Source organism: Streptantibioticus cattleyicolor NRRL 8057 = DSM 46488 (genome assembly GCF_000240165.1).
Classification (GTDB): domain Bacteria; phylum Actinomycetota; class Actinomycetes; order Streptomycetales; family Streptomycetaceae; genus Streptantibioticus; species Streptantibioticus cattleyicolor.
The window spans coordinates 801,538-813,144 of the sequence record NC_017585.1 but is presented as its reverse complement, the minus strand read 5'-3'; the positions used below and the strand labels follow the sequence as shown (position 1 = coordinate 813,144).

General features: G+C 67.9%; 8 protein-coding genes and 1 pseudogene. 5 read left to right on the top strand and 4 right to left on the bottom strand.

The window, feature by feature from the left end; all coding sequences use genetic code 11:
• Positions 1–375: 375 nt before the first annotated feature.
• Positions 376–759 carry a MerR family transcriptional regulator gene (locus SCATT_RS31255; protein WP_014151369.1) on the bottom strand — a complete coding sequence of 128 codons (384 nt, stop codon included), beginning with the start codon at positions 757–759 and terminating at the stop codon, positions 376–378.
• Between the two features lie 151 nt (positions 760–910).
• On the opposite strand from SCATT_RS31255, the gene SCATT_RS31250 reads away from it, so the two are divergent.
• Positions 911–1,315 (top strand): carboxymuconolactone decarboxylase family protein, encoded by a 405-nt coding sequence (locus SCATT_RS31250; RefSeq protein ID WP_014151370.1) that lies wholly within the window; start codon positions 911–913, stop codon positions 1,313–1,315.
• Positions 1,316–2,136: 821 nt separating this feature from the next.
• Here SCATT_RS31250 and SCATT_RS31240 read toward each other — a convergent pair.
• A complete protein-coding gene (locus tag SCATT_RS31240; protein WP_014151372.1) occupies positions 2,137–2,907 on the bottom strand; it encodes an IS5/IS1182 family transposase in 771 nt (256 codons plus the stop codon).
• Between the two features lie 113 nt (positions 2,908–3,020).
• Between SCATT_RS31240 and SCATT_RS31235 the strand changes: the two genes are divergently transcribed.
• Positions 3,021–3,758, top strand: a complete 738-nt coding sequence (locus SCATT_RS31235; protein ID WP_014151373.1) for an SAM-dependent methyltransferase — start codon at positions 3,021–3,023, stop codon at positions 3,756–3,758.
• A gap of 182 nt (positions 3,759–3,940) precedes the next feature.
• Here the strand turns inward: SCATT_RS31235 and SCATT_RS37225 are convergent.
• Positions 3,941–4,680, bottom strand: a pseudogene (locus SCATT_RS37225) (phosphotransferase).
• Between the two features lie 1,454 nt (positions 4,681–6,134).
• On the opposite strand from SCATT_RS37225, the gene SCATT_RS31225 reads away from it, so the two are divergent.
• The 3 genes from SCATT_RS31225 to SCATT_RS31215 all read left to right on the top strand — a co-directional run bounded on the left by SCATT_RS31225 (position 6,135) and on the right by SCATT_RS31215 (position 10,514).
• The gene (locus SCATT_RS31225) at positions 6,135–6,950 is read left to right on the top strand and encodes a DUF899 family protein (RefSeq protein WP_014151375.1); all 816 of its coding nucleotides are present in this window, start codon (positions 6,135–6,137) and stop codon (positions 6,948–6,950) included.
• A gap of 731 nt (positions 6,951–7,681) precedes the next feature.
• Positions 7,682–9,289, top strand: a complete 1,608-nt coding sequence (locus SCATT_RS31220) for an IS1182 family transposase (RefSeq protein ID WP_239013427.1) — start codon at positions 7,682–7,684, stop codon at positions 9,287–9,289.
• 214 nt (positions 9,290–9,503) lie between these two features.
• On the top strand, positions 9,504–10,514 hold the full coding sequence (locus SCATT_RS31215; protein ID WP_014151379.1) for an aldo/keto reductase: 1,011 nt from the start codon (positions 9,504–9,506) through the stop codon (positions 10,512–10,514).
• A 6-nt stretch (positions 10,515–10,520) separates the two neighbouring features.
• Here SCATT_RS31215 and SCATT_RS38735 read toward each other — a convergent pair whose 3' ends face one another.
• Positions 10,521–10,658 (bottom strand): hypothetical protein, encoded by a 138-nt coding sequence (locus SCATT_RS38735; protein WP_014626886.1) that lies wholly within the window; start codon positions 10,656–10,658, stop codon positions 10,521–10,523.
• Between the last annotated feature and the right edge of the window lie 949 nt (positions 10,659–11,607).

Sequence of the window (11,607 nt, the reverse complement as noted above, 5' to 3'; positions counted from 1 at the left end):
GTTTACTTCGTTCCGCTCGATCGGGCGGGTGCGGGCGGCGAGTTCGCCTGGTGTGGGCACGCTGCTCGGGAACGAGGTGGAGTGCGGGCTGGACTGTGCTCGTGCCGAATGCAACGTTGTCGGTGGATGCGCTCAACCATCGCGCGTGAGGTGGCAGCTCTTCCACTCATCAGGTGACCGGTGGCCGCGTGGTAGGCGCCGGGCCTACTGGATCGCTGTTCAGATTGCTGGCGGATTCCTTGGTTCCGCGCCACTGGCGCTCGCCCCCGCCGGGCGGACATCGCCTATGAGTCCAGCTCGCAGTTGTGGGAAGAAGGCGGGCCAGGCAGACAGGTCGCTGTCTTTTCTGTTGGCGGCAGGACTTTAGGCGCGGCGTCATTCGCCGGCCACCGTCGTAGAAGCGTCTCCGGTGACGACGCCAGCCGCGATGACCTGTTCGATCACTCGGTCGAGCTTCTCCTTGGCCTGCCCCAATTCGTCGATACGCGTAACGATGTGATCACGTTCGGTGATGAGTTGGTCGAGCATCTCCTGGGTTGCCAGACCGGTGGTCACGCAGGGCAGGAGATCGACGATCGTTCCGCTCGACAGGCCGGCGGCGTAGAGCTGCTGGATGAGCTGCACGCGGCTCACTGCGCCTTCGGCATAGTCCCGCTGGTTTCCGGATGTCCTGGCCGACTCCAGAAGCTTCTGCTCCTCGTAGTAGCGCAGGGCGCGGACGCTCACTCCCGAGCGCCTGGCCAGCTCTCCAATACGCATGGCGACTCCACCCCTCTCCCTCTTCGACTTGCATCTCACGTCAACGTCAGGTTTTAGCGTAGTGGCGTGCGGGCGCAAAGCGAAGGCGTGCCCCCCGTACAACAGCCGTGCCCTCCCCGTGGCGCGGCCAGGCAAGAGCGAAGGAATCGACATGACGGATCAGATCCAGGACAAGAGCGAGCGCTACCAGCGGGGCATCGCCTACTACAACAACCTGCACCAGGACTCTGCCGGCGAGGCGTCGTTCGACGCTCTCGAAGTCATCGCCCCGAGCTTCGCCGACCTGCTCATCGAGTTCACCCTCGGTGACGTGTTCACCCGGCCCGGTCTGAGCGTCAAGACCCGTGAACTGCTGACCGTGGCCGGTCTGACCGCGATGGGCACCGCCCCCCTTCAGCTGAAGACACATATCGACAGCGCCCTCAACACGGGAAACACCAAGGAAGAGATCACCGAAACGATCACGCAGATGGCCGTCTTCGCCGGATTCCCCGCCGCGCTCAACGCCTTCTTCATCCTCGGCGAGGTGCTCCAGGACCGAGTCAGCAAGCAGTAGCACACACCCGGCGGCACCGGGGCCCCGGGCGTGTCCGTACCCGCACGCTCCAGGCCCCGCCACCGAGTCGTACTCGTCTCATGCTGAAGTGGCGGGAAGACGACACGGCGACCGACGAGCCACGTCACGCCTTCCTCACCCGGTCGACTGGTACTTCAAGTTGGTGGCAACTCACTGGCTGGACGTTCCGGCGGCTCCGCTGATCCGGGACGTTCGAGGGGGGCCGAGAGTTGCCTCGGTCGGCACCTTCCTCACCATGCCACGCCGAGTGGCCAAGGCCTGTCAGCCTCCAGGGAGTTGTGTCCGCTCCAGGACGCTATCGGACCGCCAATCGCGAGCGGTGTCCCGCTCGTCGCTGAGAGGCCTACAAACCTCCCCCATCCATTACCGGGTTATACCCCGGCTACCCATAACCCGGTTATGCCCCTGCCGAGCTGACCTGGCGGCGCGCCAGAGCAGTTGCGCGAAGCGGAGTCGGGGCAGCTGCTGTCGGCTGGTCATGGCGGTCGGGCGGGGGCTGGCGCCCGTGGGGGGCTTCGGCACGGTGTTCGCCGGCTCCTGGTTGTGTCGCTCCGCCATGGAGCCGGTGGCTCGAGTCCTGTCCGCTTGCTCGGTCGCCGGCAGCTTCATCATCACGCCGCCGGGGTACCGTTGGGAGGCTCGTCGGTCGACGGCATCCGCCTCGTGCCGCCATGAATCTTGGCGTCCCTCTCGATTTCGCTTCCGCTCGCGCTCGGCTGTGTTGCTGATCAAGTGGTGCTTTCCTAAGGGCTGTCCCGTAAATGATCTCTGACGGGTCTGGTGGCCTGCTGGTTTCTGCGTCACCCGGCAAGGACGAGGTTGTGCAGGCGGGCGATGCCGAGCATGGCGTGCTGGACGCCGTCGCCCTTCAGCCGGCAGTCGCGAAGGATCTTCCAGCCCTTCATCCGGGCGAAGACGTGCTCTACACGGGCGCGGACTTTGCGGTGGGAGGCGTTGTGCTCCTCCTTCCATTCCGGGAGTTCGGTCTGGCCCTTCTCGCGGCGGTGCGGGATGACCAGGCCGGTGCCCCGGTAGCCGCCATCTGCGATGACCGTGGTCTTGCCGACGGCGTCTTTCGCGCCGGACAGCTCCCACGCCTTGCAGTCGTTGCGGTTGCCTGCGACTGGTCGGCCGACCGCGACGACGAGCCGGGTGTCGGCGTCGATGACGACCTGGTGGTTGGTGGAGTACCGGTAGTTCTTGGACTGCTCGGCGATGGTGTGGTCACGGGTGGGAACGAGGGTGCCGTCCATGAGGAGCACGGTGTCCTTGCGGAACCGCTTGCGCTGCTGGAGCGCGAGCGCGGGCCCGAGGTGGTCGATGATGCGGTCGGCCGCCGACTTGGACACCCCGAACAGCGGGGCCAGTTGACGCAGGGTCAGGTTCGTCCGCCAGTACGCGGCGATCAGGAGCACGCGGTCCTCCAGCGGCAGGCTCCATGGCCGACCCTTGCGCACCGGGTCCACACCCTCACGCCGGAGCGCGGTGATCAGCTTGCCGAACTGGCGCGGGCTCAGCCCAGTGAACGGGGCTATCCAGGAGGGCTCAGACGCCGTGATCACACCAGACACAGCAAGATCATCTCACCCGTGACCAGCAGTTACGGGACAGCCCTTAGGGTGAGTTGAGAGCCTGACGTAGAAAACGAGATGCACCCGGACTCCCGCGCTGTCACGCTGCGCGGGTGAATCGAGAACAGATCTCCGCGCTCTCCCATGCCGACCATCCGATCAAGGCCCCGCTCGGCGATGATTCGGTACGCCGCCTGCTGGAGCACGGCCTCCCTCGGGGTGACGAACGCGTACTCGACCTCGGCTGCGGCAGCGCTGAATGGCTGTTGCGCGCACTGGCCACGTACCCCCGGCTCCGGGCCGAAGGCGTCGACATCTCCGAGGGTTCCCTGACTCAGGCTCGCCAGGCCGCAACCAGCCTCGGCGTCCAGGAGCGCCTCGTGCTCCACCACCGGGAAGCGGCGGACTTCTCCTCACCACAACCGTTCGATCTGGTGCTCAGTGTCGGAGCCACACATGCCTTCGGTGGCCTGCTCCCCACGCTCGCGGCGGCGCGCCGGCATCTGGCTCCGGGCGGGCGGGTGCTCATCGGTGACGGATTCTGGGAACGTGAGCCGACCCCGGAGACCATCGAGATCCTGGGTGACTTCGCCGACCTGGCGACCACCGTGGACCGGGTCGTGGCCGACGGATGGACTCCGGTTCAGGGACATGTCAGCACGCGGAGCGAACTGGACGATTACGAGTGGGCCTGCTGGGGGTCGCTGGCAGCCTGGGCTCTGGACAACCCGACCGATCCGGACAGCCCGCAGGTGCTTGAGACGGCCACCACGCGTCGGTCCGAGTGGCTGCACGGCTACCGGGACAGTTTCGGCTTCGTCTGTCTCGTGCTGCGTCGGACGTCCGACTGACTTTCGGAGGGGGTGGGGCGCTTCTAGCTTCTGGGTGTGATCTGGTTGTGGTCGCTCGCCAATTTCTTTAGTTGGAGCGGACGTTCGTGCCGCTCGTGATGCGCGTACGTTGAGCAGGGCTCGTTCAGGATCTCCTGTCTTCGGCGCAAGTCGGCGGCTGTGTGAGTGGTTACGGTGGCGCCTCAGGATCGAGGCCGAGCGCGGTGAAGCGGGTCGTCCGCCCACTCCGATGGTGTCCGCTGATCCGGCAGGGGAATGCCGACTTCGCTGCGCCACAGCACGTCGTTGAGGGTGTTCCGCGGATGCCAGGCCATCGCCCGTTCCATGGAGAGCTGCTGTCCGGTGATCTGCTGGTAGTGAGGCATGACAGCGGTCAGCAGCGCCACGCCCGGTCCCATCCAGGGGTCGGAAAAGCCCCGCAAGTCATACTCGGGCTCGGCGACCCCGACGGCCTCGAAGTCCACCGCCAGCCGGAGTTCGTGGCGGTGCCACACCTGGTCGTCGCCATGCAGGTCACCGTGCGCCAGCACGATCGGACCGGAGGACGCCAGCGCAGCATCGGCCCAGTCGCACCAGCGAGTAACGGTACGGCGCTGCGTCGGCCGGATCCGTCGCGCCAGCCGCTCGTGCAGGACTGCGGCGGTCCGGGTGGGAGTTGGGCGTCGGGTAGCGATCCGAAAGCGGCTCGGGCGCGCGCCAAGGCCGACGGAGCGTGCAGGGCCGCCAAGAACTGCGCCAGTTGCCTGCCAACCTGGTCCGAGTCCATCGGATCGACGACCTGGAACAAGGACGTTCCGGGCACGAGCCTGGTGACCAGGAACAAAGGATCGGTACTGCCGACGACGACCTCGGGCAGGATCGGAACCGCCGGTGCGCACGACAGCGCGGCCAGAACCCCGCTCTCCCGCGCCAAGCGAAGCACGGCAGGACGCGACCATGCGAACTTCACCACAAACTGGCCACGGGCGACCGTACTGGTCTTGCGCCACAGCGGGTCACCCCTCCCGTCGGCGCGGGGACCGTCACCGGATATCCGCTGAGCTGCGGAGCCGCGCCCCGCAACGCCTCGCTCAGTGCCTCGACCGAGCGCTCTGCCAGCCACCTCACTTCGGATGTCCCGCCACGCCACGACCGTAGGACTTCCGCGCGGGGATACCAAACGGCTTACTCGCTGCCGCCTGGGGCGTGGGCGCTCGGTGGAAGCTGCGCACCGCGTCCAACGTTCGGGACGTGGGGAGTTGAACCGACCGGCGACGCGTGCTGCTCCTGGAAAGTTGGAGGTCCACGCGTGAGGGAGCGCTCTTGGCCGCTGCCAGCGGGCATGGCGGAAGGGCGCCCGGTGGCCTGAGTATGACTTCCGACGTGAACGCCCTTCCGGGAAAGTACGGTAGGGGCTCGGCGACGTTCGCGCGACATCCTGTCACCGGTTCGGGCGACCCACGAATCCGTGAATCGCAGTTCCGCCACTTGCGACCACCCCGTCAGACGAGCCGGCCCTTTGGGCATGGGTCGTTGGTCAAACGCACCGTCCGGAACGACCACCGCCAACCAGTTTCGGCGCGTACCCAACTGCGGCTCGGCCACGAAGACGATCGCGTTCGTTGTGCTCGGCCACCAACCCGTCTCGATGCCTCAAGACCGCCCGCCGACATCCCCGCGGAGTGCCTCCCCTATCGCAGAGCAGCAACCGCTCACCGGCAAAGCCATAGCAACCGATGCCTAGGCGCGACGACGCCTCCTCCCCGGCCCACGCACGCCGACCTACCCCGTCATCAACGATGGCGAACGGCTCAGTTATAACCGGGTTATGGGTAGCCGCAGCGACACGGTGCCCGGGCTTGCCCCCGCTCGACCTATAACCGGGTTATGGCCTACGGCGACAACCGCTTGTCTGCCGTGCCGTACACCAAGCGCCGCCTGGGGATCCCATCAAGCCGAGGCTCGGCGCTCCGTTGTTCCGCCTCGTCGTCGGCTCACACGCCGAGCGTCGCCTCTGCCCTTCGGCTGTGCGGTGCTTGCCCTCAGCAGCGGTGCCGGGTGTCTGGCCTTGTCCGGTGCGTTCGCTAGGGCAGCGCGTTGCTGCTGCGACGGGGTTGCGCCGCCTGGCCCTTGGCTTGGCCTGTGTCGGCTCGGGGTCGTGGGCGAGGCGCCCAAGCGGACCTCGATGGCGTGGGATGCCGTCGGCTTCGTCAGGGCACCTGGCACGTTGGGCGGCCTGGGGCGTGCACTCGTCAGCGGAACCTGGCCCGTGCGGACTCGGCGGACGGAACCCAAAACTCCTGCCGCGATGAGTTTCTGGCATGTCGGGAGTCTGTAGTAGTGACCGTCGTACGGCGTCATACGACGCTGCCAGCACGAGACACCACGGAGGACAGCATGACAGCTGCACCGGACGACCCGACCGCGGCCCTGCCCGGCCATCCGCCCATCGTTGACCTGGCCACCTGGCAGGCCGCCCGAGACGAGCTCCTGGTCCGCGAGAAGGCCCACACCCGTGAGGGCGACGCCATCGCCGCCGCCCGCCGCCGACTCCCGATGGTGGAGCTGGACGGAACGGTCGAGGTCGTCGGAGCCGACGGCCCGGTACCGTTCCTGGACCTGTTCGAGGGTCGCGACGAGCTCGTGGCCTACAAACACATGTGGTACGACGGCACGCCCCATCAGGGGCAGTGCGAAGGTTGCACCACCACGGTCTGGCACATGAAGGACGCGGCCTACCTCAACGCGCGGGGCGTCTCGTTCGCCGTCCTGACCTCGGGTCCGTGGGACGAGGTGGCTCCCTACGTCGAGTTCATGGGATATGCCCAGCCCTGGTACTCGGTACGGGGCGTGGAGGCGCCGGTCGGCCGCAACATGGGGCACATCGTCTGTTTCCTGCGCGCCGGCGCCCGCGTATTCCTCACTTACTCGACGACGGGCCGTGGCAACGAGCCGGTCAACGGGTCCATGGGCCTGCTCGACATGACGCCCAACGGCCGCGGCGAGGATTGGGAGGACCACCCCGAGGGCCGACCGGTGATCGGCGATGGCCGCGAGGGGTATCCGTCCCAAGGCCGCCAAGCCTGTTGGTACTGGCGAACAGACGCGGACGGGAATGCCACCTGGGGCCCGACCAGCCGCCCCGTGCCGCAGTGGACCCGCCCCGGCGCGACGCCCGTGCAGGCCCTCGGGCGACACGGCCACCACCACTGAAGCGGACTCGTCGGCGTCGGCAAGCGATGTCAGGCACCGGGCGGAGCATTCGGATCATGCGAGGACTTCGCCCGCGCCCTGGGATGGCTCGGTGATTCGCCCGGGAGGGAGAAGCCCCAGGGGCCCGGTCAGGCGGAAGGGTTTCATCGTGGGCAGGTCGGTGTGCTTCCTGCCAACATCACGGCACGCCGGCGACATGGTTTCGGAAGTCTCGCAGCCTCCCACCGGCTATGCGTAACGTGCTGGAATCGGGCAAGGGCAGCCTCGTCCGCGGCTGCTTCGTCCGCTTCCGGCTCCGGCGTACTCACCGGCGCGGGGCCATCGGCGTCTTCATGCAACGGGCAGACGCGCTTACCCACACACGTCCGCACGACCGGCCCGGAAAGCGTCGTCGCTGACGCCGGTAACGTAGAGATCCCGCAGGTAGGGGCGCCGTCACGAGCGCCGCGATACCGCCGCCCGGACCAGCGGAACCTCTTAGTGATCGAGCGACGATCGGTCGTGGCGACGGGCCCGCGAGGAGGTTTGCCGTCAGGGGCTGAGCTTGACTCTGTCGGGGATCTTGGTGTTCGGCTGCGGGTGATCATGGTGGTGCGCCAGTCTCGCGGGTGCATGATGATCGCGAGATGTCCGAGGAGTGCGAGATGTCGGTCCGTCCCCGTCCGGGTGCCGAGGTCCCGGATTTGACAGCGAGGATGGCGCGGGCCAGCAACCCCGTTGGTACGACGGCGATGTGGGTGCGTGACCGTCTCGACGGCCTGTGGCGGGACGAGGACTTCGCCGACTGGTACCCGCGCGACGGCAGGCCCGGGCTGTCGCCGGCCCAGTTGGCCACGGTGAGCGTGCTGCAGTTCGTGCTGGGCCTGTCCGACCGCGATGCCGCCGAGGCCGTGCGCTGCCGCATCGACTTCAAATACGCCCTTGGCCTCGAACTGGACGACCCCGGCTTCCACCACAGCGTGCTGACCGACTTCCGCGACCGCCTGCTCCAGGACGGCCGGGCGGACCGCCTCCTCGACCTCGCCCTGGCACGACTGAAAGGGGCTGGCCTGGTCCGAGAGCGCACCACCCAGCGCACGGACTCCACCCACGTCCTGGCCACCGTCCGCGACCTGACCCGCCTCGAACTGGTCACCGAGGCCGTGCGCGCGGCCCTGGAAGAACTCGCCCGCACCGCCGACCACGCGCTGGACGGCCTGGTCGGCGAGGACTGGGGCCGCCGCTACGGCCGACCGGTGCGCCTGGGCAAGAACCCCACCCGGCCCAAGACCCGGATCAACACCACCGGCGACGACGCCCGCCGCCTGCTCGAACACCTCGGCCGCAACCACCCCTCCCTGCTCGGCAGGCCCCAAGTCCAGGTCCTGCGGCAGATCCTGGTGCAGAACTACTACTGGGACCCCGTCGGGCGCCTGCGCTGGCGCGACGATGACGACGCCAGCGGCCTGCCGCCCTCGGCCCAGCGGATCGTCTCGCCCTACGACCCGACGGCCCGCTACGCACGCCGCGGGCAGGTCACCCGCTGGACGGGGTTCCTCGCCCATGTGACCGAGACCTGCTCCGACGACGGACCCAATGTGATCACTGACGTGGCCACTATGCCGGCGACCAGCGCCGACACCGAGGTCCTGCCCGGCATCCACAGCCGGCTGGAGCGGCGGAGCCTGCTGCCCGACGAGCATCTGGTCGACGGCGGCTACACCTCCCTGCCCCACCTGGAACAGGCCCAGCGTGGACACCGTGTCACCGTCGTCGGGCCACTGCCGGGCAACCCCACCCGCCAGCACCGCCGCGGCGAGGGCTTCGCCCGCGACGACTTCCGGATCGACTTCGACCGCAAGGAGGTCACCTGCCCGCAGGGCCAGGTCAGCGCCGGCTGGCACGGCCCCTACCCGACCTCCTCACCGACCGCCGCTCCACTGATCATCGCCCGCTTCACCAAGAGCCAGTGCCAGCCCTGCCCGGTCCGGGCCAAGTGCACCAGTTCCCGCGACGCCCACCGCTCCGTGGGCTTCCCTCCGCACGAGCTGCTCGAACTGCAGTTGCGCAACCGCGCCGACCAGCAGGATCCGGCCTGGCACAAGCGATATGCGGTCCGCTCCGGAATCGAGGGCACCATCTGCGAGTTCGCCCACGGCCATGGCATGCGCCACTGCCGCTACCGCGGGCAGGCCAAGGCACACCTACAGCACGTACTCACCGCCATCGCCGTCAACGTCGAACGCCTCAGCAAGCAGGCCCCCGGCGAAAGCGCGCCCCCACGACCGCCGACAGCCTTCCAGGACCACCTCGACCAGCAAGGCATCCCGCGCCTACGTTCCTGGCGAGCCGTCAGCTGAGAGGACGGCAACCAAGATCCCCGACAGAGTCAAGCTGAGTAGTCCCCCACGCGCTCGGCCGAGAGTGGACAGTTTGTTACTCGCTACCACTGGGTTCTCCGGTACGTCTGGCCGAAACGATCGAAACCTGACAAGGCACACATGCCCCACGCCTCCGAATCCCGGAGTGAGACGTATTGCGTTAGAGCGCACGTCAACTCCTAGGTTCGGACGCATGCGATACATCAAACTCGGCACGACCGGGCTGGAAGTCTCCGCCATCGCCCTCGGCTGCATGAGCTTCGGCGAGCCGGGCCGGGGCGGCGAGCCCTGGTCGCTGGGCGCGGACGCCAGCCGGGTCATCATCAAGCAGGCCCTCGAGAGCGGCATCAACTTCCTCGACACGGCCAATGGGTACAGCGCCGGAAGCAGCGAGGAGATCGTCGGCCAGGCGGTCAAGGACTTCACCCGGCGCGAGGAGGTCGTTCTCTCCACCAAGGTCTGGATGCGGATGCGCCCCGGCCCGAACGGCGCCGGGCTGTCCCGCAAGGCGATCTTCGCCGAGCTCGACGCCTCCCTGAAGCGACTGGGGACCGACTACATCGACCTGTACCAGATCCACCGCTGGGACTACGACACCCCGATCGAGGAAACCCTCGAGGCACTGCACGACGCGGTCAAATCCGGCAAGGTCCGCTACATCGGAGCCTCTTCCATGTACGCCTGGCAGTTCGCCAAGGCCCTGTACCTGGCTGACCTGAACGGCTGGACCCGGTTCGTGTCGATGCAGGACCACTACAACCTCATCCACCGAGAAGCAGAGCGGGAGATGCTCCCGCTCTGCGTCGACCAGGGCATCGGCGTGATCCCGTGGAGCCCGCTGGCGCGGGGCAGGCTGACGCGGGCCCGGGACACCGCCACGGCGCGTGCCGAGACCGACAAGGGCAGCGAAATCCTCTACCGCGACGGGGACCAGGCAGTGGCCGAGCGCGTCCACGAGATCGCGGGCAAGCGGGGTCTGTCCCCGGCCCAGGTCGCCCTCGCCTGGGTCATGCGCAACCCGGTGGTGACTTCGCCCATCGTCGGGGTCACCAAGCCGGCCCAGCTGGCCGACGCGGTCGCCGCGGTAGATGTCGAACTCGACGAGGACGAGGCCGCCTACCTGGAGGAGCCCTACCAGCCGCACGAGGCCGCCTACCTGGAGGAGTCCTTCTACAAGTCGCACCCTGTGGCGAGCTCCCGGTAGTCCGGGCTACCGCCGGGCCTTCGACGAGTCCTTGGCTTCGGCGTTCACAGCCCTGGGGTCGGCCCGGCGGTGCTTGCGGGCGGTCGCGTGCAACTGCGTGATCCGCGCGCTGCCCGCCAGCGCGGTGAGCAGGATGCCCGCCACTGCGGCCGACGCAGGGCCACGCACAGCGGAACGTGCCCGTGAGCACCGAAGTAGCGCGTCGTGATCACGGCGTGGAACATCTCCAGGTCCAGGTCGTCGGCCTTGGTGGTCGACAGGCGCTCGCCGTGGCCGTTGCGCCACGCCGTGTGCTGTTGACAGCATTCACCCGGGACGGCGCCGACAGCCTCGGTGGCCTCCGCTTCGACGCGCTCCTACAGATCGCTCGCAGAGCATCCTGATCGCCTCAACTCCCTGAGCCGTGCGTAGTGACGCCAGCCGCATCACGCCGGACTGAGGCAAGGTCATCGCACACGAGTGGACAGCCCCTTCACCCGGCATGGCCTGTCCTCCGCAACGAGTCGCCACGCAAGAACGCGATCTCCCAACCACAACGCGCTCACCGAGCCATAACCCGGTTATATCCACCGCCCCGCCCTCAGCCCCCGGAACCATCCGAACTCTCGTACCCACCACCGCTGACCGCACTGGTCGGCCAGGCGACCTCCGGCGCCACCTCGGCGGCCAACCTGTTCCCCGGCTACCTATAACCGGGTTATGGCCGACCCCCGGCCGACCCTACCCTCACTCATTGTCCCCATCGCCCCCGTGTCCTCCCCCAGTTCCATCCCTCCGCCCTCGACAGTTCCTCCCAGGGTCCACTGACCAGTTCACTAGCTCCCGCCTCCCCTCAGCATCACTCGCCGAAGGCCTCACCCGCCACGAGCAACGACCCTACCGACACCGATGCGGAGGCATCGTGAGCACAGTGATCAGGAAGCCGTACTCGACGCGCCGGTCGTACCAAGTCAGCCACTGAGCCACCGGAGCCGCCGCCACCTCGGCCGTCGGCCGACTCGTCGACCGGCGGCACGGGCGTCAGGTGTCCACGGCCCGGGCTGGTTACCCGGCCCGCCCCTCCTCAACGGGCCCCGCCCGACTCAGCCTGAAA